This is a genomic window from Psychrobacillus sp. 05T411 (assembly GCF_056396485.1).
Map to the genome: position 1 here is coordinate 1 of NZ_JBFTLO010000034.1, position 22,798 is coordinate 22,798.

The following is a 22,798-nucleotide window of genomic DNA, read 5'->3' on the forward strand; positions in this document are numbered from 1 at the left end:
GCCTGGCACCAGTAATAATTCTGTAAATGAGGCGTATAATTGTAACATTTTATGTATATTTATTACTATTGTTTTATGTTTATGTTGAATGTTTTTGGAAGATTCGAGATAATGGTTAAAAGAATGATAAATGTTAGGGGCAAAAATATGGATATATTGAGAGAAAATAATGTAGAACAAAAAAGCAGAGCCAATGATTATGTGCATGAAGTTTATGAATTAGTGAAAAAACGTAACCCAGGAGAGAAGGAATTTTTACAGGCAACTCGTGAGATTTTTGATTCGCTTCGTCCTGTGTTTTTAAAGCATCCAGAGTTTATCCATAATGGTATTTTGGAGCGTATAACAGAGCCGGACCGGGTAATTTCGTTTCGTGTTTCTTGGGAAGATGATTCGGGGAAAGTGCAAGTAAACCGCGGTTTTCGTGTGCAGTTTAATAATAGTATTGGCCCGTATAAAGGGGGGATTCGTTTCCATCCGACGGTTAATAGCAGTATTATGAAGTTTTTGGCATTCGAACAAACATTTAAAAATGCATTAACGGGTATGCCAATTGGTGGTGGTAAAGGTGGTACTGATTTTGATCCGAAAGGTAAATCAGAGCGTGAAATTATGCGTTTTACCCAAAGCTTTATCACAGAACTAAGCAAATATATTGGAGCGGATATGGATGTCCCGGCGGGAGATATCGGCGTTGGGAAACGAGAAATTGGCTATATGTTTGGACAGTATAATCGCTTAAAAGGTGGTTTTGAGGCGGGTGTTTTCACCGGCAAAGACCCAAATCATGGTGGGAGCTTAGGACGGAAAGAAGCGACTGGCTATGGCTGTGTGTATTTTGTGGAGGAAATGCTAAAAGAAAAAGGCGATAGCTTTGCTGGGAAAACAGTAATTGCTTCCGGCTCGGGGAATGTCGCAACTTATGCGATGGAAAAGGCAATTGAGCTAGGCGCGACTGTACTAGCATGTAGCGATTCTAGCGGATATATATATGATCCAAAAGGTATCAATGTTGAAACAGTTAAGCAATTGAAGGAATTTGACAATAAAAGAATTCAAGAATATACAAAGTTTCATAAGCATGCGGTGTATCATGAAGGATGCAGCGATATATGGTCAGTTGCTTGTGATATTGCTTTACCGTGTGCGACGCAAAATGAACTAGAAGAATCAGATGCAGCATTGCTTATTGCAAATGGTGTGAAAGCGGTAGGAGAAGGCGCTAATATGCCTTGTACAGAAGAAGCTGCTCATGCATTCCAAACGAATGGTGTTTTGTTTGCACCGGGTAAAGCAGCTAATGCAGGCGGTGTGGCGGTTTCTGCAATGGAAATGTCGCAAAATAGTATGCGCTTGTCTTGGACTGTGGAAGAAGTCGATGAAAAGCTAAAAGTAGTAATGAAAAATATATATAAAAGCTGTTTTGATGCGGCTAAAGATTACGGGCACCCTGGTAATTTTGTAGTTGGCGCAAATATAGCAGGATTTTTAAAAGTAGCAGATGCCATGGTTTCGCACGGCATTCATTGATAGATGAAATGTTACGGAATTGTTACTGGTGCCAGGCACTAGTAACAATCCTGTAACAAACTAAAACAAAGCTCGCTTTCCTTTGAGGGGAAGCGAGCTTTAATATTTATAATTTGAATTTGCCTACGATTTGTTGTAGTTCTTGCGCCATATGGCTTGTTTCGTTGGAGCGGCTTGCTACTTCGTCAATAGAAGCGGTTGTTTGTTCGGTTGCAGCGGAAATGGATGTTGTCACTTCTTCGATTTCACGAATAGATTCTGTTAGTTGTTGGATGAGTTTGACCACTTGCTTAGAGTCTTCCGCTTCGTTTGTTGCTTTGCTTGAAATAGTGGAGATTTCTTCCACTGTTTTAGCGACTTCGTTTGAAATGTCACTTAATGATTGAGATGTTTGTAATACTGTTGTAGAACCTGTTTCAATTAGTTTTGTGCTTTCTTCTGTAGAAGTTACAACGGATTGAATACTTGCTGTAATATCTTGCACAATTATTTCTACTTGGTTTACTTCGCTGTTGGATTGCTCCGCCAGTTTTCGAACTTCTTCGGCAACGACTGCAAAGCCTTTTCCATGTTCTCCTGCACGAGCTGCCTCAATTGATGCGTTTAATGCAAGTAAATTCGTTTGTGCGGCAATTGCTGCAATGGAGCCAGTAATATGTTGAATTTTCGTCGTTGCTTCATTTAGACGTTGAATGGTTTCGCCAGTTTCAATAGAAGCTTGTCTGATTTTGTCCATATCGCGACTGATTTCGGTTGCACGGGTTAAACCTTCTTCTGCTGTCGCCATCGTAGTTTTAGAATTCTCTACACTCGCATCTGCAGTTATTTTGGAATCTTGAAGATCTTCTGCAAGCGATTGTAAAATCGTCGATGATTGTTCTGCTGTTAATGTACCATCCGAGATAGATGCAACAGTTTCGCTCATATTCGTCGCAACTTGGTGTACGGCATCTTTCATTTCATTTAAGGAAGCTGCTGTTTCTTCTGCATTCCGTGTCAGTTGATGAGAAGTTGTTTGCACAGTACCAATAATCTCTCGGAAGTTTCCACCAAGTTTATTAAGCGTTTTGCTTAATTCTCCAATCTCGTCTTTGCTTGTAAAGTTCGTATCTTTAACAGCTAGATTACCTTTTGCAATTTCACCCGCATGGGCAATAAGTACCGAAAGTGGTTTTGTTTTTCTTCTAATCAAAAATAGCGTAATGACAGAAGCAAGAATCATAGGAATTAAACTAGTAAGTATGCCTTTACTCACCACGTCCCAAGTCCTATCTGCTACGATAGAAGCGTCAAAGTCAATAACGCTAATAGCGATAATCTTGCCAGATGGGTCATGATTTTCATAGATTGGTGCATATCCAGAAAGGCGCTTCATCCCACCAAATTCATAAACTTGTGAATAAGTTGGATGCCCCATTTCAACGAGCATATCCGTTGCTTCTTTATCCATATAAAACTGATCACCAGCTTTGTAACCATCTGCTTTTAAATGATCATCCAATGCTAATAGTTTTCCGTCTAAATCTACAATATACTGCGTTTCAAAAATATCTTTATGTGCGGTTGTCCAGTTGAGTTGCTTACTAACGGCACCTACTGCGGCAGCATCCCCATCGATTATTTTGACCATATCGGAAGGATCGATCAAACCAGTTGTAATATTGGCACATCCGTAGGCTTCAATACCGGCAGATTTATATAATTCATCATATGCGGTTTTATATGTAGCGACCGAAGTGATTAACAGCATCGCCACGATTATTCCAACAATAATCGACCCGAGATGTACTGTTAGCGTGTTCTTCATAATAAAATTCTCCCCTGTTCCTAGGTAATTGCTAATCATTTCTTTATACTATTTATACCATATGGACAGGTAAAAAAGATACAGAACAAATGAATGTTTTATAACGAATAAATGACTAGAAGAAAAATAGAGTTGAAATCTATTAGACGTTCTTGTAATAGTTTTGTTACACAACTGTAAACTCACTATAGTTTAGAACGTGTTAGTATGGGTATAGAGAAATTTACACATACTAGTTTAGTAGAATTTTTCAATACACATCTTTTGGAGGAACATAAGTTTTGACTTCTTTGTTTAAAAAAATCATTACAATCTTTAGTTTGACTGTAGTTTTAGCCGCGGGAATATTTGCAGGAAATACAGAAGCAGCAAGCAATGTAGCATCCAATGAAATAGTATCAAGTGCGAAAAATTTAATAGGAATTAAATATCGTTATGGTGGAACAACGAAAGCAGGCTTTGATTGTTCAGGGTTTATCGGATATATTTACAAAAACAATGGTGTGAACCTACCGAGAACAGCAGCAGGAATGTACAGCACAGGAACATCAGTGAAAAAAGCAAACTTAGCTGTGGGAGACCTAGTTTTCTTCAATACATCAGGTAAAGGCGTTTCTCATGTTGGAATGTACATAGGTAGTGGAAAATTCATTCATGCTTCGACATCTAAAGGTGTTCGAGTTGATAAATTAAACGACCCATATTACTGGGGGAAAAAATACGTAGGCGCTAAAAAGGTTGCCGATGTATCATCAGTTGCTAAAAAATAATCATACGAACGAACCGTTTCAGAGTACTAATAGCTGAAACGGTTTTATTTGTTATGAAAGTTTCCACTCATCATCCATAATGCGACTTGTAAAACGATGGCGTCCTGGAATAAACTTGGATTGTATCCGGTTAAATGATGTATTTTATTAAGCCGATAGGACAGTGTATGGCGATGGATTTCTAAGTTTTTTGCACAAACTGCTAGCTGTTGATTGGACTTAAAATATGCATATAAAGTAAGCAGTAGTTTTTCATCTAATGCACCTAATATCCGGTTGGTAAAATGCTTCGCTTCTTGAGAGTCTTGCTTTTTTAATAGAGAGTACAGTTCGACCTCTTCAAAATAAATTATAGATTGCTGGCGTTGTCCATATTCATGCGCAATTCTTGCCGTTTGATAAGAATAATGGACTTGGTCGAGCGCATAAACAACTTTACCTACGGAGATTGGCAAAGCATTGTACTTGTGAAGTATGTTAGCTAGTTGTTTTACTTTTTGTTGAAATTCTTTTTCATCTAATCCGGAAGTGAGGATGAAATGTTCATTTGATTGATAATGACCGACTAAAATAGAATCCTGCTGAAAGAAATGTTCAATACCATGAAGGATTGTCTGATAAGATTTAGATTCTGGATTGAGTTCTATCATCATCGTATGGAAGGGGGGATTATTTTGGAAACCTATTTTATTTATTCTCTCAAAAATTACTTTTTGTAAAGGTTGTCCACTCATTAACTCTTCAAAAACCAACTCTTGCATTTTCCTAGTCCACTCGCGTTCTGAAGCGATTAACGCTTGATATACAATCATTTCTGTTGTCAGCTGAACGAGTGTCGCTATTTCTTCGATTTCTTTAGGGTCTCCTGTAATTCCAATAACTCCAACTAATTCTTCTTGAAAAAAAATCGGTAAATTAATACCAGGTTTCGTTTTCGGGAATATATGATTATTTTCTTCTGTAATTAATAAGGGCTTTCTTGTTTCCGCAACGATAACTGCCCCTTCATGAATACTGTCTACCCGTAATTGATCTCCAGAGGCTAAAATCATTCCATTGGTTTGAATCACGTTAATATTTCGATGTAGCCGAAGCATCGTTTGTTCAACAATCTGATTGGCAAGCTGCTTTGTTAGCATATAACCTCCGTTAAGTATAAATTCCTTCTGTTATAATACAGGTTTTTTATACATTAAGTATAATGTAAAAATTGAAAACTATCAATATACTAATATGTAAGCGTTTAACTTGAATCGACATTTAGCATTTGCCGATTAAAGGAACTTAGACTAAGTTCGTCGCGTCCTGCAGCAAGGCCTGAGTGACCAAAATCCTGTTGGCCCAAGCCTCCGGGGGATGTCACAAATTTTGAAAGGAGTTAATTGCTATTGGCAATTCAAAATTTGGACGCAATTACGTGCAAGACATAATTGATTAAATAGAGGTGATTGAATGAAAATCATTGTCAGTCCTGATTCCTTTAAAGGTTCATTAACTGCAATGGAAGCGGCAGGAGAAATAGCTGCAGGTATAAAGGAAGTAAATCCAATGGTCGAAACTGTACTACTTCCTGTAGCAGATGGTGGAGAGGGTACCTTGGAACCGTTTGTAATAGCAACAAATGGTCATACAGTACAAGTGAATGTGCATGATCCACTTGGCAGAGCTATCCGTGCTGAATACGGTGTCCTAGGAGACGGAGAAACATGTGTAATCGAGATGGCAAAAGCATCAGGTTTGATGTTATTACAAGAAGATGAAAAAAATCCACTCATAGCATCTACATTTGGTACGGGAGAGTTAATTTTGCATGCGCTCGAAAGCGGATATAAAAAGTTCATCATTGGAATCGGTGGAAGTGCGACGAATGATGGTGGAACAGGAATGCTACGGGCGTTGGGAATGAAATTTCTAGATGAATTTGGGAATGAATTACTAGAAGGTGCGAAAGCGTTATACCACTTATMTAAAATTGATAGGAAGAACTTGGATAAAAGAATTGAAGAATCACATTTTATCATTGCTTGCGATGTGGATAATCCATTTATTGGTCCCAATGGGGCTACTGCAATTTTTGGGCCACAAAAAGGAGTTACCACTGAATTGGTGGAAGAACTTGATCAAAACTTGTTTCATTTAGCCAATAAAATCGAGGATGTAACTGGCATTGCACTACACAATAAACCTAGTGCAGGTGCTGCCGGTGGATTAGGTGGAGCATTTCTTGCATTTTTCCCAGTGATAGTAAAACCGGGAATCGAAGTAGTCATGGAAGCAATCGATTTCAAGGCGCAAATAGAAGATGCTGATTTCATTATTACAGGGGAAGGTAAATCAGATGTTCAAACGCTTTCTGGAAAGGCACCTATTGGGGTTGCGAATATTGCGCGCCAAATGAACGTTCCAGTTATTTTATTGTCAGGGTTTATTGAAGAGAAAAGTAAACAGCAATTATCGACTTATTTTTATAAGCTTGCAAGTGTTGTAGACGGTACGATTACAAAAGAGGATTCAATGGAAAAAGCAGGATATTACTTACGCTGTAGAGCGAAAGAAATGATGCAATCCATTCTAGAAAAAGGGGTGTAATAAATGTTATTCTTTGTGATTTTAGTGGGAGTGCTTTTAGTTGTATTGTTAACAGCGGTATTCAAATTGCATCCATTTTTGGCGCTATTAATAAGTGCGTTTTTTGTAGGTATTGCGTCTGGTATGCCTTTACTTACCGTAGTTGAAAGTGTGAATACTGGTTTTGGCGGACTGATGACAAGTATTGGGATTGTCATTGTTGCTGGTACAATTATCGGAGTTATTTTAGAAAAGTCGGGTGCAGCTTATCGAATGGCGGAAGTGGTGCTTCGTATTTTAGGAGAAAAGCGACCACAGCTTGCGATGTCGATTATCGGTTATATCGTATCGATTCCAGTATTTTGTGATTCCGGGTTTATTATATTATCGAGCTTGAAAAAATCATTGGCAAAACGCGCAAAAGTGAAAGTCGCTTCGATGGCGGTTGCATTATCCACTGGATTGTATGCAACACATACGCTTGTTCCACCAACACCAGGTCCGATTGCAGCAGCGGGCAATATCGGAGCTACGGACTATTTAGGGACAATCATTTTAGTTGGTTTGTTCGTAGCCATACCTGCTGTAATTGTAGGGTATATTTGGGCGGTGAAAGTTGGTTCGACAATCGATGTAGAAGCGGACCACGAAGAAGCACTGGATTATGAAGAAGTAATTAAATCTTTTGGTAAAATGCCATCTACCTTTAAAGCATTTCTACCGATTGTACTGCCTATTGTGTTAATCGGAATTGGTTCAGTAGCGGCATTAACAGGCAGTGAATCTGGATTTACGCAGTTCTTGCAATTTTTAGGAGCACCAACTGTCGCATTATTATTTGGAGTCTTTGCGGCATTCTTATTATTACCAGAGATCAATGAAACAACTTTGTCTGGTTGGATTGGTGAGGCATTAAAAGAAGCGGCGCCTATTTTATTAATAACAGGTGCTGGGGGAGCATTTGGTACAGTAATCAAAAACTCAGGAGTTGCAGATTTATTGCAACAAATGGATTTAGGGGCGCTGGCAAATGGTGCTTGGTTCCTACTAGTACCATTCTTAATCGCAGCGGCATTAAAGACCGCACAAGGTTCGTCGACAGCGGCTCTCGTTATTACATCGTCACTAATCGCACCAATGCTTCCAACACTAGGGATTGAAGGTGCGCTTCCACTTGCTTTAGTCGTAATGGCAGTAGGAGCAGGAGCGATGACAGTCAGTCATGTAAATGACAGCTTCTTCTGGGTAGTCACACAGTTCAGTGGCATGAAAGTAACAGATGCATATAAAGCGCAAACAATGGCTACCTTACTACAAGGTGTGACGACAATCATCGTCACAATGATCATCTGGCTAATTTTTGTTTAAATATGGTTTAAGTGTTACAGAACTGTTACTGGTGCCAGGGGGTTTCTTGTTTTTAGTTGAAATAGAGCATATCGTCTCGATAGTTTTGTTTTAAGTCTGATTCTAAGAAGTTTAAGTAGCGAACGAGTAATTGTGAAGCTTTTCCTCTTGTAAGTACTTCGTTAGGATTGATGCGGTTTTTGCGGTCTGGGTCGATTAATCCTAATTCACTTGCTACGTAAATGCTGTCTTTTGCTTCTTTTGGGATTTTGTTATCGTCGATGAATTTTGTTGTATATCCCGGAGTAGGGGCACGTCCTTCTAATCCAAGGGAACGAACGATAATCGTTACTGCTTGTGCTCTTGTGATAGAATCATTTGCACCGAACTTATCTTTATTCACAGGGCTCACAATACCTTTATTTAATGCACTTTCGATATAGACATAGTTTGGATCTTTTACATCTAAATCTTCAAATAATGCTTTTTTCGTTGATTTTTTCTTCGTTGGTTTTTCTTCTAATACACGTAAATCCACCGCTTTTGCAACGCCCACTGTGAATAAATCTTTTTTCATTGCCGCATCAGGGGAAAAGAAGTTACTAGATTCATCCAAAATGCCAAGAGAATATAATTTTTCAATGTTTGGTTTAGACCAATGCTTTGCAATGTCACGGAATTTCGGAACGATTAAACGCTCTATTTTTGGTGTTTTTTCTTTGTTTAAATAAATTGTACCAGTTCCTGCGTAATAAGGGATATTATACTCATATTCAGAAACGATATTAGAAGCGCTAATAACTGCATGCCCTCCTACAAAGCTGGAAAGGGAAGGAGTATGTTGTTCAAATTCTAATACTCTCGATTTACTATCCGAAACTTTATTCGTTACAAATCCAGTTCCTTGAGGGGTTTCAATTTCATAATCGATAAACTGCGTATCAGTGGAGCCCCAGAAATTTTTGTATCCAACGTTACGCCCGTCCATATAAACAGTAATTTTATCTTTTATAGTTATTTTACCTACTTTTTCACTTTTAATATATATTTTTCGAGCGATTACATTTCCCGAGTAATAGTCAGTAGCTGGTCGATTATCAACGACAGAGCCTTGTGAAAACTGATAATCGTCTAATATATAAGTTGTTTTATTAGCCAAGGTAACTTTTTCGGTATAGCTTTTCACTGTTGTATTAGAAGTTGTTTGGCCTTTTGTTTCATAGTTTTTCAAGTCTGATACATATACAACATTGCGTGTTAATTTATCGCCAGTGTCACTTGCTAATGTGAATTTGTAAGTTGTCGTTAGCTGGTTTTTGTTTTCTTTCTCGGTAATCGTGGCTTTACCAGTGAATTTGATTGGATAGCCAGTTAAGAAAAAAACTTCCTCGTACTCATATTCATTGAGTACCCCACCGCTGAAATCAGGAACCTTTGCGCTTGCTGTTGGAATTAATAATGTAAAACCTAATACAATAGTTAATATCAATACGAATAATTTTTTCCTATTTTTGCTAGACATTTGAATTTTCCATACCTCATTTCAATAGATTAATCGACCAAAATAATTCGAGCTTGTGCGTAAGTATCATGGATTATAAATAGTCGATCATTTTCTTTTACGTCACTTTTAGAAATTACTTTTCCTTCTTTAATGAAAGTTGTCTTCGTTGTATCCAAGTAATAAATTGGCGTAGTCTCAATCCAATTACCCGCTTGCCATTGGTTGATATCTTTTACGTGAATAGAATACCAATTATAGCTAGCACTATATCGTCCTACCGAAATAAGAGAAGCTGGACTACCGGATCCTACAATTCTAGCTGCAACAATATGATTATCTTTCACATAGAAATAAGCAAATTTACTAGTACTATTCGTGAAGTCAGTCGTCAGATAATTAGCATCTTCTACTACAACCGTATCGTTGCTAAAACTTAAATTAGTAAAGCCTATCCCGTACCAATAATTATTGGAAAGTCGATTCACATTTGTTAGAGCAACTTTATATGATCCAACACTATTGATTTGGCCGAAATATACTTCATGATTTGATAAACTAGCGCTTTGGAAGCCATCATTTGTAACATGAATGACGTTTGCGTATTGATGGGTTGAAACACCATTCGTAATTACATAGGCATCACCGCTTGGTGAAAGTGCGCTTGCGTCCACTAATCGCCCGTTGCGTATAATGATGGTCCCATTATGATAGGCAATATTACCAGTGCTCGATAATCTAATTCTTTGTGCAGAAGTATCTACAGAGTTTAGATGCTCGTGTAGATTTCGCTCATTTGCTTGTTTAATAATCATTTTTTGGACAACTTCTTGGCCCATTTGCTCAATTGTTACATAATACACTTCATTATTTATATATCCTCGGATTTGACTAGCATCTATCTTTTTATTGCCAACATAGATTGGTGTTTTTGCAGTAAAGGGCTTAGAACTGATCGCTCCGGAATTATATTGCCAATCCCAGTTACCAAACACCTTTTCGTCCTTTACGACGAGTTTTTTCTTTTTCGTATCTATTTGTTGAATAGTACCTTTATAAAGATGCTCCACTTTAATACCTTCAGCAATTATTTCAATTGTAGAAACTGTTGTGGAATTACGATCTTCCAGGGTTAATTTTACACGGTCACCTTCATATAAGAAGCTCAAATCAACTAATTTATTGTCTTTAAAAACTTGTGTTTGTTCATCTAAATAATAGTTGACCGATTTTCTTTCTTTAGAATTCATAGATATAAATTTACCATTTCTATCAATCGTATTAACTGTTCCAGTGAGACTCTCTCCAATAGCTTGCGAGTCACTTCCTTGTGCGATTTCGACAAAGCCGTTTAGTTCTTTGACATTGCGCAACTCTACTGTAGCTTCCACCCACATTCCTTCTTTAAATGCTCCGATTGAAGTAGGTGTAGAATTCATAAAAAGAGAAGCGTATTGATCAATGTTCAATGTAATTGTTTTCCCTTTATCATTTATTAGAGTGATGCTAGAAAGTTGTTTTTCAGTTGTTTTGTCGTCCATCACAACTTCCTCGTAAGTAACATCGACAAACATTCCACTAACTAATGTAGATGCTTGCACTTGAGGTGAAGGGGAGAAGCAGCTAACGATTAAAATCGAGAGCATAAGTATGTATGTAATGAATTTAAACAAATATGAAACCTCCTATCTATTTAGTATTTTTACCTATACTTAGTGTATCGGCTAAAAGTAATGAATTGTTACAAAGATTTAGATTCCAAGCTATATAAAAGTAGTTAAATTCAAGCTAATAAAATTTTTTTTCAGAAAGGTATTTATAATTTTCTTAAAAGTAGTATAATTGCATATAATATATTGTACGCTAAATACAGCGACAATCTACAAATAATTTAATTGATAGGGGAAGTACATAGTGAATAGTCTAAAAATTCGAATTACAGAAAACGAAAATAAAAATGAAAAGACTCCTTCAGATCAACTAATTTTCGGTACCAAATTTACGGATCATATGTTTATAGCCGATTATACGGAAGGGCAAGGATGGCATGATCACCGAATTATCCCTTATCAACAGATTGCATTGGATCCATCTGCTAGTATTTTACATTATGGACAAACTGTTTTTGAAGGGATGAAAGCATATTTATCGGAAGATGGAATTGTTCGCTTGTTCCGCCCGGAAGAAAATATGAGACGTATGAATGGTTCATGTGATCGTCTAAGCATGCCACAAATTGATGAAAATCTTGCATTGGAAGCATTAAAACAACTAATCGAGATTGATAGAGAATGGGTTCCAAATGAGCCAGGTACATCTCTTTATATTCGTCCTTTTATGATTGCCACAGAGGCGCATTTAGGAGTTTCTGCTTCTAAAACATATAGTTTTATCATTATTATGTCACCAGTAGGTTCTTACTATAAAGAAGGAATTCATCCAGTAAAGATTCTAGTTGAAAATGAATATGTTCGTGCAGTCGCTGGAGGTACAGGAACTGCGAAAACAGCTGGAAACTACGCATCTGGATTAAAAGCACAGGAAGTTGCGGATCGTGAAGGATATTCACAAGTTCTTTGGTTAGACGGCATTGAACGAAAATATATCGAAGAAGTCGGCAGCATGAACGTATTTTTCAAGATTGATGGAGAAGTAGTAACACCAGCATTAAACGGTAGCATTTTAGATGGGATTACCCGAAAGTCTATTATTGCAATGTTAAAGCATTGGGGTGTGCCAGTAACAGAGCGCAAAGTTTCAATGGAAGAAATTCGGGAGGCATATTTAAATGGTAAGCTAGATGAAGCCTTTGGAACTGGAACAGCAGCAGTTATTTCTCCAATCGGCGAACTACGCTGGAAAGGCGAATTATTTTATGTGAACAATGGCGAAACAGGAGAACTTTCTCAAAAGTTATATGATGCGCTAACTGGAATTCAAAAAGGTACAGTTGAGGATCCATTTGGCTGGATAGTTGAAATAAAGTGAAACCTCCTTTAATATAATAGGAGTTTTCCGGCCCGTTAAGGCGGAACAAAATAATAAAAAATAAATTGTCGTTCCTCTTCATCGAGGAGCGGCGATTTTTTGCTCAGATTGAATGCAATGGGGGATGTAGAATGAAACCACTTATAGGGATATGTGCAAACTATTTATCAGATGATTCTGCTGGTATGGCAGTAGGTATAGGTGCAAAAAATCAAGAATGGCAAATGCTTGCAGATGATTATATTGTCGCGATCGAGCGCGCAGGTGGAGTGCCTGTAATCTTACCGGTTACAGAGGATGTAGAAACATTGACACCTCTTTTGCAAAAGCTAGATGGTATTTTATTTTCTGGTGGATCGGATATAGATCCAAATTACTACGGGGAATATCCTAAGTTTGGCTTAGGTTTAATAGAACCTAGGCGTGATTCCCATGAAGTGATGCTTGCTCGCAAGGTTTTATTGGACATGAATGTACCGGTACTTGGTATATGCCGAGGCATGCAGTTACTTACTGTTGCAACGGGAGGGACGCTTTATCAAGATCTTACATCCCAAAAACCAGAAGGCATTAACCACTCTGTACCCAAAGCAATAAGACATCATGCATTCCATCCAGTAGAGATAGAAAAAGATTCGATTCTTTACGAAATTTATCAAACCGATGAACTTGGAGTAAATAGTTTCCATCATCAAGCAGTGAAAAGTTTGGGGCAAGGATTTAAAGCAACGATGTTGGCTCCAGACGGCATTATAGAAGGGATGGAATGGGAAACGGGTGATCGTTTTGTCGTGGCTGTTCAGTGGCATCCAGAAATGATGGAAGGAAAAGTTTCCACAATTCGTCCTCTATTCAATGCTTTTGTAGATCGATGCAAAGCGGCAAGTTCCAATCTTACACTTATTAATAGTGATGAAACAATAGCTTGATCACTCATTAAGTCCTCTCTTAAGTCAAACTAAGAGAGGACTTTCTTCTTCCATTCGAAAATTTTCGCAGTAAGTACAATAATTCTCTGCGATAATCTCCGGATATTGTTCAAAAAAAGATGATAATAACTGTGTATTCATAAAACTAGGCTTTGACATTGTTGGCTTGGCATAATATTGGTATGAACTATAAGGATAAGTTTCCATCTTATCCACGATAGATGTCGTTGTTCGTATAGGATTTTGGTGAATATAACTGCTTACATTCAATAAGCTAATTGGGTCTACTACCATACTGGCAAAAAAACGAGTCTCATAGAGCTGACCGAAGTAATTATATTTCCGTTTGAAAAACTCAGAATATCGTTTGTTAAGAATGGCCATTATATTAGAAAGTGGTGCTTCAGGTGACCGAATGAGTAAGTGATAGTGATTATTCATCATGCAATAAGCAATGACGGTGAATGGATACTTTTTGTACGTATAATGTAGTGCCCGAAAAAATAAAGCAAAGTCTCCATCACTTATAAAAATATTTTGTCGATTATTTCCACGCATCGTCACATGATAAAAAATCTCCGGCTGCCAAACTCTTCGCATTCTACCCATAATCTAACACCCCCAATGTTTTGACTACACCATACAATAAAATAAAAGAAACAACAATTGTCACAATTAGCCTTTTTCTGCGACAATTTCATTATTACATGCAAAAATACGCCAAAATTCAATTTACCTCCTAAAAACACAGTCAAAATTAAATTTTCGACAAAACTATTTTTCGTCCTAATATGACAAGATTGTTACGGGTGCCTGGCACCCGTAACAATCTTGTCATAAAGCGGTTAGGAGCGGTTTATTTTTGGTGTGGTGTGATAAAATAGTGGGAAAGAAAGTGGGGATTTTCAATGAAAGAGCATGTACTGATAATTGAAGATGAGGAAAATATCGCGCGTGTTCTGCAGCTGGAGCTGGAATTCGAAGGATATGCTGTCGAAATTGCGTATACAGGAACAGATGGATTAATCAAATACCGGGAGAAAGTTTGGGATTTGGTTTTGCTTGATTTGATGTTGCCGGGGTTAAATGGATTAGATGTACTACGGAGAATTCGAGCAACAGAGGCCGATACCCCCGTTATTTTGTTAACGGCGAAAAGTGATTTAGAGGATAAGGTGACTGGATTAGATTTAGGAGCCAATGATTATGTCACCAAGCCTTTTGAAATTGAGGAGCTTCTTGCGCGTGTCCGTACGGCTATTCGTTTTTCTAAATCTTCCACTGTTGTTCCACAGAAGGATGAAAATATTCATATGTTCTATTCACTCCTATTAAACGAGCAAACACGTGAAATAACGAATGATGGGGAGTCGGTCAATTTGACACCTCGAGAATATGATCTTTTACTTTATCTGATGAAACATCCAAATCAAGTGCTGACAAGAGAACAATTGTTAGATGCGGTATGGGGGTTTGATTATTATGGAGATACAAATGTAGTAGACGTCTATATACGTTATGTACGAAAAAAACTAGAAGAAGGTGGAAAGTCCTCTCCTATTCAAACAGTACGAGGTGTTGGATACGTACTGAAGGAGAAGAAAAACAATGAAACTTAAAACAAAGATTCATCTATTTTCGACCGTTCTTACACTTGTAATTTTAAGTATGATGAATATTGGTATTTACATATTATTTGAAAAAATGGCTTTTGATACAGAATATAAACAGCTAAATAATGAAGTCGATGAACTAATTGCAGCCTTAAGTAAAATAAGTAAAGAAGCAGACGCAGCAACTATTTTGCGTACCTATATTCCTCCAAATGGTGGTATTCGTGTTATCGATAGCCACAAGGAATTGAAATTATTCGTGCAAACGATAGATGGTGTTAATGACTTTCATCCCGAATTTCAACAAGGCGAACGGTATTCGATGGGAGCCTTCCAGGGATCTCCCATTTTAACGATTAGTAAGCCGGTCATTTGGGTGAACGGGGAAGTTGCGGAAGTGCAGACGATGAAAATATTAACAGACGTCGAAAAAAATTTAGACTTTCTTCGTCTAATTTTATTAAGTGTCATGCTAGTCGGCATGATACTCACGACCGCATCAAGTGTAACATTAGGTAGAATCATTACGAAACCGATTAAAAAACTAATAAACACCATGTCTCAAAGCAGATTATCCGGAACCTATGAAAAAATTATCGTTCCACCAAACGGGAAAGATGAAATGGCACAAATGGGCATCGCATTTAACGAGATGATGGAGCAGCTTGAGCAAAACTACAAAAAACAAGAACAATTTGTGTCGGATGCCTCCCATGAATTAAAAACACCACTCACTGTCATCGAAAGCTATGCAAAATTATTATCAAGACATGGCTTTAGCAATACCGAAATTGCAGAAGAGTCCGTACGTGCAATTGTGAATGAAACGGCAAGAATGAAAGAAATGATTGCGCAAATGTTATTGTTAGCTAAAAGTAATGAGCAACATTTGCGACATTTTGAAAAAATTGATGTATTTCACTTAGTAGAAACAACGCTACAATCGATGCGTACAGCATATAATCGTAAATTTTTATTAAATGGAGGCGGACCCATTTATGCAAATACAAATATAGAACAATTGCGGCAATTGCTTTTCATTATTTTAGATAACGCTAGGAAATACAGTGAAAAAGAAATTAAAACGACTATTTTGGAAGAGGAAAAGGGTGTAACTATTTCTATCTTGGATTATGGAAATGGTATACCTAAAAAAGATCTAGAACATATTTTTGACCGTTTCTATCGAGTAGATGAAGCGCGAAATCGAAAGACAGGTGGTACAGGGCTTGGATTAGCTATTGCTAAAGATATTGCAGAGCGATTGTCAGCAGATTTAAAAATTGAAAGTACAGTTGGTTTTGGTACAACAATCCATATTTTTATCCCGAATGCTCCAATTCTCATCGATTTTTAATGTTGGTACATTAAGATAGGTTTGGGGAGGGAAAGCGTGAATGAAGTTTTTCAAATTTAAAAGATTTCTATCGATTGTTTTGGTGATAATAGCTGGTAGTGCAATTGTGATTTTATTAACCATTACCCGAATAAATCATCCGTCGATATCGGAAAATGAAGTCCGCTCCCAACTTGAGCAGACTTATGATGCAGAAGTAGCTATTGTGAAGAAAAATGAAGCTGTTTATGATGCGCTCATTACTAAAAATGGAATTGTATATTCAGTAGAAATGGATGCACAAACCGGTGAAGTTAATTCGCTAAAACAATCGGATGAATACATTATTCAAACAGAAAGTGAAGTTGCGGAAGAACCAAATGAATTGATGCCAGAGAAGTCTCCTCAAAAAGAAGGACAACCTGACCTAGAAAAAGCTCCTAAAGAGCAAAAAGAGACGGAATCCGTAATAGGACCGGCTGAAGCACCAACCAAAATAATTATTAGTGAAAAAAAGACAGTTACGAATAAAGAAGTGGATGTAGCAGAAAAGCCGAAAACAAGTGAAAGTAAGGCGACCCAACATATAATATCTGCTACTTCTAAAATTGAAGAAAAGGTAAAAGAGGACAAGCCTCAAAAGGAAATTAGCAAGGATTCATTAAAAGTAGAGGCAAGTAAACAAGAAGAAACAAAAGTAGAAACACCAAAAGAAGAGACTGCTAAAACCGAAGAAAAAGTAGAAGCGGTGAAACTGGTGCCGGCAAAAACGACGGAATCTGCTAAGGCAGAAGAACAAAAGTCGGAGGAAACGCAAGTTCAAGTACAAGCTTCCCAAACAAATCCGGTGCAGTCAGAGCCTAAAAAAGCAGAAGCAGAGACCAAATCGGAAACTGTTACAACAGTACTAATTTCAGAAGAACAAGCAATTAAAAAAGCGCAACAGCAACAAAAAGGTACAGTTGAAAGTAGTTCCTTTGTGAAAACAAATGAGGGTGGATATTATTTAATTGTGATGAAAGTAGCAATCCCTGAAGGCGACAGCAAGGAAAGTACCAAAGAAAAGAAAACAAAMGCGACCATACAAGTGCATGCAATTTCTGGGAAAATACTCTCTGTCACATGGGAATAAAAATCTCTCATCAAATTCTAATAAAACTCTATGAGTATTCTCATTTATCTCGTTTAATATGAAAGTAACAAATGAATAGTAATTAAAGTTGATGAACGAGTTTGAAGGAAGCGAGTTCAACCAACTAAGCCATAATAGGGGAAATTTCTAGTTTGCACACTAGAGCGATAAAGTGAAACTTCAATCAGTGGGGTGTTTCCTATCCCCACTGATTGTTAGTTGAACCATTCGGGCTTTTACGGGCAGTTGATCTCCCACTTATCTTTTGCTTTTCTTAAATCTTGAAGTGGAAGTCTTACTGCCCGTTAAAGCGGGATAAAACGAAGCGAAAAAACGAAGGTATTAAATTTACGGCGATTTCAATATAATCCTTGAGCGATAACAAGGACCTAAACACCTCATTCTACCATTCCCTGTAGAATGAGGTGTTTTTTGCTTCTACTTGGTATGTTACAGGATTGTTACTGGTGCCTGGCACCAGTAACAATCCTGTAACATAGCTACTTCAGCCTACTTAAGGCTGCTTAAATCAAAAAACTGTGCTACCAGTAGTGGCAGCACAGTTTTTATCATTTATCTTTTGCTTTTGTTGCTCTTTGTAAGTCGTCCGAGTGCGAATGCAGCAGCACCGATTCCGATTAATGTGTTTGTTTTTTTGTTGAATACTTGTTTTACGACAAGGTTCATATTTTGTGGACGTTCTGCTAGGCGACGCATGAAGTAGCCATACCAGTCGCTTCCAAACGGTACATATGTACAGAAGTTATAGCCTTCTTTTGCAAGCTGTTGTTGCATATCTGTACGGAATCCGTAGAGCATTTGGAATTCGAATTTGTCATTTGGAATATTATTATCTTTGATAAATTGTTTAATATGGTTAATCACATTGTGGTCATGTGTAGCGATAGATGTGAACTTCCCGTTTAAAAGGTGCCATTCGATTAATTCTACATAGTTTTGATCAATTTCTTCTTTTGTTTGGTAGGCATATTCCGCTGGTTCTTTATAAGCACCTTTTACGATACGAAGGCGGAAGTTTTTATATTTTTGAATATCTTCCACGGCACGGTAGAAGTATGCTTGAATTACCGTTCCAACATTATCATACTCTTTTGATAGCTCGTCCAAAATATCGAATGAAGGTTGTAAGTGTTTATGTGATTCCATATCGATATTGATGAAAGTACCGTATTTATTTGCTACAGAAGTAATTTCTTTTAAATTTTCTAATGCAAAATCGTAATCTATATCTAATCCAAGTTGTGATGGTTTTAAAGAAATATGAGCATCGACTTGGTGTTCTTCAATTGCTTCAATAACAGCAATAATTTGCGCTTTTGCTTCTAGCGCTTCCTCTCTTTCAAAAACAAATTCCCCTAAATTATCTACTGTACAAGAGATTCCAAGTGCATTCAGTTTTTTAATGCTTTCCATCGTCTCTTCAATATTCGTTCCAGCAACAACATGCTGTGCACCCATTTTTAAACCATATTTTTTTGCTGCCCCGTTTAATGCTTGATTTTCTGACAATGCGATAAAAATATCTTTTAACATAGTGATGCTCCCATCTTCGTATAATGACCAATTATACCATAAAATCTGGTTTGCATATATTGGTGAAAAGGTAATTTGTCGTATATTGCTGTCGAAAGTTTAATAAGAGTTAACAGGAAATTATCAGAATACTGACTTGCAGTTTCTATGAGATTGAGTTAAGTTTAAAATAGTGAGAAAAATAAGTATTTATCACTATGAAATATAGTAAACTCATCATTTTCCAGGAGGTAGGACATGAAAAATAGTAAGGTTAAAAAGTCAGCGGTTGCTGCAGTAATCGCAACATCATTATTTACTGGTTCAGGTGTTTCATTTGCAAATAGTTCACTACAAGAGGTAGTAGACAATGCTAGAAAAGACATCAAAAACGCATCATATTCCTATGTAACACCTGCACAATCAGGAAAACTAGCTGCAAGTTCAGATGTATATGCGGCATTAAATACAGCAAAAGTAAATTATAAAAAAGCGAAAGACGCAATCTCAAAGTCAGATGTAAAAAACAAAGAAGCCTTACTAAAAAATTTGGATAAATTGTATGCAGAAAGAGTAACGAATGGCCTTGTTCCTTACATAGATGCTTATAATTATGCGGATAAATATTTAGATCCTATTATGAAAGAGCTTGACCAAGCAATTGCAGCGAAAGATTGGGCGGCAATTGAAAAAGCTTATCATGAACTATCTGCTCAATTAAAGTCAAGAACGGCTATCTTATACGGATTTTCTGGAAAAGCTGCTCGTGATCTTTTACTAGAACAATATAAAAATCCAGCCAACAAAAAAAGAGATGCACTAACCATCCCAGTCACTGTATACATGAAGGCGAAGCAAGTGGAAGGACTTCTTGCACAAGGTAAACAAGCGGAAGCGATGGCAATCGTACAAGCTGCCTTACCTTTATTAGATAAATTACCAAATGCATCAGCACTTCCAGCTATAACAGAACTAGTTGCATACTTAGAGAAATTAAGTACGCCAGTTGAAAATGCCGATTTCTCTTTATCTTTAATGCATGTTAATGATACACATGCGAATACAAACAAAGCACCAAAACGTTTAACGGCAATTAAAGAAGTAAGAGCCCAAAAGCCTGATGCTTTATTAATCGATGCAGGGGATGTATTCTCTGGTACATTATATTTCAGTGAGTTCGAAGGACAAGCAGATTTAGAGTTAATGAAATTAATGGATTATGACGTGATGACATTTGGAAATCATGAATTTGATCTTGGTGATTCCGCACAAGGACATAAAGCATTAAGCGAATTTATCAAGAAATCGAACTTCCCATTTGTTAGTTCGAATGTCAATTTCTCGAAAGACGTTAATTTACAAGGTTTGTTTAATGTAAATATCACAACTGATCCAAAAGATGGTCAAATTTACAGTGGTATTATTAAAGAAGTGAATGGACAAAAAATCGGTTTATTTGGACTTACGACTGCGGAAACTGCAGATATTTCTAGCCCGAAAGATGTTACATTCTCCGACTATATAAAAGCGGCGCAAACTATGGTAGATGAGTTTGAAAAACAAGGGGTCAATAAAGTCGTTGCTGTAACGCATATTGGTTTTGATGATAACCCGACATATGATAACGATTTATTGCTAGCTGCTGCAGTAAGCGGAATCGATGTAATCGTAGGTGGACATAGCCATACGCAATTAGACAAACCTGTAGTGGTAACTAAAGATAAAAACGGTGTAGAAAAAGCGCCTACTGTTATCGTACAAGCCTACCAGTATAGTGACTTCTTAGGTACATTAGATGTGGACTTCGACATTGAAGGAGAAGTAATTGGACATTCTGGTAAACTAATACCTATTAAAGATCAAGTAGAAGATCCAGCAGCTGCAGAATTACTAAAGAAATATTCAACTAAAATTGATGAAATAAACAAAAAAGAAATTGGTGTAGTTGCAGAAGCAGAGCTAGCAAATCCACGAGCAAATAATGATTCAGAACCAAGCGTACGTAAAAATGAAACAGCACTAGGCAATATTATTACAGACGGAATGCTATTAAAAGCTAAAACTTACAACGATAAAGTAGTAATGGCTTTTCAAAATGGTGGAGGAATCCGTGCAGAGATTAATGCAGGTCCAATCACTGTAGGAGATGTTATTACAGTACTTCCTTTCGGTAATACATTAGCAACAATGGAACTTACAGGTGCGGAAGTAAAAGCGGCATTCGAAATTAGCTTTAAATCATATCCTGGTGAAAACGGTGGCTTCTTACACGTTGCTGGTGCGAAAGTTGAATTTGATTCTTCTAAACCATCAGGACAACGAGTAGTTTCTATTAAATATAAAGCAGCAGACGGATCATATGTAGATATTAAAGATAATGAAAAATATGTCGTTGCGACAAATGCTTTCACTGCTAAAGGTGGAGACGGATACGATGTATTTGCAAAAGCTTACAAAGAAGGTCGTGTAACAGATCTTGGTCTTTCAGATTGGGAAAACCTTCAAGAACAATTACAATCATTGAAAACAGTGAACAATGAAACTGAAGGTAGAATTGTAGACGTAAAAAAATAATAAAAATAGAGACCCATTTGCTAGATTCTAGCGAATGGGTCTCTACCTTTATTTTCAATAAACTTTTCTTCGATATGTAAACCAAGATACGATAATCGCCGCTATGAGCAAGATACCTAAATAACCGGTCACAGGGTAAATCGTTCCGATAAGATAGACGAATCCTAAAGAGCTGGCGAAAAAAGCAATAACACCAGAAAAAACAGTAAATGCTTTAAAAGTAGTCTTTCCTGATTTTACAATACGGGCGCAAAATGCATACAGCATCGCAACAGCTGTGTTATAAATCATGCCAATAAGAACAACCGCCATAATAAAACCGATAATAGGATGCATATTATTTGCTAAAGTAACCATTGGCATCGATGTATTTTTAATCGTATCAATTTGTGTGAACATCGATATATTCATGAGTACAATAAGCAACCCAAGTCCAAGTCCACCAAAAATTCCGCCCCAACCAGCCACTTTTTGATTTTTAACAGTACCGGATATAACGGTAATCATCGCCACACCAGCAGCAATATTATAAGAAACGTATAATAATGCACCAAGGCCCCAATGAGAGACCGGTGGAGTTGTTCCTGCACTCACAGTTTTATAGTCTATGCTTGAATCATAATAGAACACCGAATAGGCTGTTATGATCAAAATAATTACTACTAGAAATGGAGTAATTGCTCCAATCAATCCAATTACTTTTTGAACATTTAATGTTACAGTGATAATCGTAATAATTGCCATAGTTAAACTACCCATCAAAGCAGATAATCCAAACTGCTCCTCAAAAACAACACCTGCTCCAGCAAACATAATAATAGTCATGCCAAATAACAAACAGGTAATAACCATATCGATAACAAAACCTAAATACGGACCACAAATATGATAAATGACCTTCTCATGCGACGTCGTTTGTAAACGACTACCAAGTTGCGTTAAATTCATCCCGAGAAAGGCCAATAATATAGTTGCAAGAATTGAACCAGCAATGCCTAGATAACCATAACTCGTGAAAAATAACAATATTTCTTGTCCTGATACAAAGCCTGCTCCAACGACAATCCCGATAAATGCGGATCCGATTTGAAGGCTTTTTTTCATATATTGGGCTCCTTTTGTTTTCTGATAAGTTGCAGATATTTTGATATCTTATACAATATACGCTGA

17 protein-coding genes are annotated in these 22,798 nt (G+C 37.2%); 10 read left to right on the forward strand and 7 right to left on the reverse strand.

The genetic code is table 11. The annotated features are described in order from the left end of the window. Positions 1–147: 147 nt before the first annotated feature. Positions 148–1,530, forward strand: coding sequence for an NADP-specific glutamate dehydrogenase (gdhA, locus tag AC1DFT_RS18230; RefSeq protein WP_478160629.1), 1,383 nt, complete (start codon positions 148–150; stop codon positions 1,528–1,530). A 106-nt stretch (positions 1,531–1,636) separates the two neighbouring features. Here the strand turns inward: gdhA and AC1DFT_RS18235 are convergent, their stop codons facing one another. Further along, positions 1,637–3,337: a methyl-accepting chemotaxis protein gene (locus AC1DFT_RS18235; RefSeq protein ID WP_478160631.1), complete on the reverse strand. Its 1,701-nt coding sequence runs from the start codon at positions 3,335–3,337 to the stop codon at positions 1,637–1,639. Between the two features lie 281 nt (positions 3,338–3,618). On the opposite strand from AC1DFT_RS18235, the gene AC1DFT_RS18240 reads away from it, so the two are divergent. Further along, complete coding sequence (locus tag AC1DFT_RS18240) at positions 3,619–4,107, forward strand: C40 family peptidase (protein WP_478160633.1); 489 nt, start codon at positions 3,619–3,621, stop codon at positions 4,105–4,107. A 44-nt stretch (positions 4,108–4,151) separates the two neighbouring features. Here the strand turns inward: AC1DFT_RS18240 and AC1DFT_RS18245 are convergent, their stop codons facing one another. Next, positions 4,152–5,246, reverse strand: coding sequence for a CdaR family transcriptional regulator (locus tag AC1DFT_RS18245; protein ID WP_478160635.1), 1,095 nt, complete (start codon positions 5,244–5,246; stop codon positions 4,152–4,154). Between the two features lie 313 nt (positions 5,247–5,559). Here AC1DFT_RS18245 and AC1DFT_RS18250 point away from each other — a divergent pair, with 313 nt between their 5' ends. Both AC1DFT_RS18250 and AC1DFT_RS18255 read left to right on the forward strand, forming a co-directional pair. Further along, positions 5,560–6,696, forward strand: coding sequence for a glycerate kinase (locus tag AC1DFT_RS18250; RefSeq protein WP_478160637.1), 1,137 nt, complete (start codon positions 5,560–5,562; stop codon positions 6,694–6,696). 3 nt (positions 6,697–6,699) lie between these two features. Beyond that, on the forward strand, positions 6,700–8,043 hold the full coding sequence (locus AC1DFT_RS18255) for a GntP family permease (protein WP_478160639.1): 1,344 nt from the start codon (positions 6,700–6,702) through the stop codon (positions 8,041–8,043). Between the two features lie 52 nt (positions 8,044–8,095). On the opposite strand, the gene AC1DFT_RS18260 is transcribed toward AC1DFT_RS18255, so the two are convergent. Both AC1DFT_RS18260 and AC1DFT_RS18265 read right to left on the reverse strand, forming a co-directional pair. Continuing rightward, positions 8,096–9,544, reverse strand: a complete 1,449-nt coding sequence (locus AC1DFT_RS18260; RefSeq protein WP_478160641.1) for an S-layer homology domain-containing protein — start codon at positions 9,542–9,544, stop codon at positions 8,096–8,098. Between the two features lie 29 nt (positions 9,545–9,573). Beyond that, positions 9,574–11,196 carry a hypothetical protein gene (locus tag AC1DFT_RS18265; protein WP_478160643.1) on the reverse strand — a complete coding sequence of 541 codons (1,623 nt, stop codon included), beginning with the start codon at positions 11,194–11,196 and terminating at the stop codon, positions 9,574–9,576. Between the two features lie 241 nt (positions 11,197–11,437). Between AC1DFT_RS18265 and AC1DFT_RS18270 the strand changes: the two genes are divergently transcribed. Together AC1DFT_RS18270 and AC1DFT_RS18275 are read left to right on the forward strand one after the other, a co-directional pair. Continuing rightward, the gene (locus tag AC1DFT_RS18270; protein WP_478160645.1) at positions 11,438–12,511 is read left to right on the forward strand and encodes a branched-chain amino acid aminotransferase; all 1,074 of its coding nucleotides are present in this window, start codon (positions 11,438–11,440) and stop codon (positions 12,509–12,511) included. A 131-nt stretch (positions 12,512–12,642) separates the two neighbouring features. Beyond that, positions 12,643–13,440: a gamma-glutamyl-gamma-aminobutyrate hydrolase family protein gene (locus tag AC1DFT_RS18275; protein WP_478160647.1), complete on the forward strand. Its 798-nt coding sequence runs from the start codon at positions 12,643–12,645 to the stop codon at positions 13,438–13,440. 24 nt (positions 13,441–13,464) lie between these two features. On the opposite strand, the gene AC1DFT_RS18280 is transcribed toward AC1DFT_RS18275, so the two are convergent. Further along, a complete protein-coding gene (locus tag AC1DFT_RS18280; protein ID WP_478160649.1) occupies positions 13,465–14,049 on the reverse strand; it encodes a transposase in 585 nt (194 codons plus the stop codon). A gap of 299 nt (positions 14,050–14,348) precedes the next feature. Between AC1DFT_RS18280 and AC1DFT_RS18285 the strand changes: the two genes are divergently transcribed. The 3 genes from AC1DFT_RS18285 to AC1DFT_RS18295 are packed head-to-tail and all read left to right on the forward strand — an operon-like array spanning position 14,349 to position 17,521. Then, the gene (locus AC1DFT_RS18285; protein WP_478160651.1) at positions 14,349–15,059 is read left to right on the forward strand and encodes a response regulator transcription factor; all 711 of its coding nucleotides are present in this window, start codon (positions 14,349–14,351) and stop codon (positions 15,057–15,059) included. Further along, positions 15,049–16,410, forward strand: coding sequence for a sensor histidine kinase (locus AC1DFT_RS18290; RefSeq protein WP_478160653.1), 1,362 nt, complete (start codon positions 15,049–15,051; stop codon positions 16,408–16,410). Before AC1DFT_RS18285 ends, AC1DFT_RS18290 begins: the two co-directional genes overlap by 11 nt. Before the next feature lie 40 nt (positions 16,411–16,450). Then, a complete protein-coding gene (locus tag AC1DFT_RS18295) occupies positions 16,451–17,521 on the forward strand; it encodes a PepSY domain-containing protein (protein WP_478160655.1) in 1,071 nt (356 codons plus the stop codon). 573 nt (positions 17,522–18,094) lie between these two features. Here AC1DFT_RS18295 and AC1DFT_RS18300 read toward each other — a convergent pair. Continuing rightward, positions 18,095–19,075, reverse strand: coding sequence for a proline dehydrogenase family protein (locus AC1DFT_RS18300; protein WP_478160657.1), 981 nt, complete (start codon positions 19,073–19,075; stop codon positions 18,095–18,097). 237 nt (positions 19,076–19,312) lie between these two features. Here AC1DFT_RS18300 and AC1DFT_RS18305 point away from each other — a divergent pair, with 237 nt between their 5' ends. Continuing rightward, positions 19,313–21,628 carry a 5'-nucleotidase C-terminal domain-containing protein gene (locus AC1DFT_RS18305; protein ID WP_478160659.1) on the forward strand — a complete coding sequence of 772 codons (2,316 nt, stop codon included), beginning with the start codon at positions 19,313–19,315 and terminating at the stop codon, positions 21,626–21,628. A gap of 54 nt (positions 21,629–21,682) precedes the next feature. Here the strand turns inward: AC1DFT_RS18305 and AC1DFT_RS18310 are convergent, their stop codons facing one another. Beyond that, on the reverse strand, positions 21,683–22,732 hold the full coding sequence (locus AC1DFT_RS18310) for a YkvI family membrane protein (RefSeq protein ID WP_478160661.1): 1,050 nt from the start codon (positions 22,730–22,732) through the stop codon (positions 21,683–21,685). Positions 22,733–22,798: the final 66 nt, after the last annotated feature.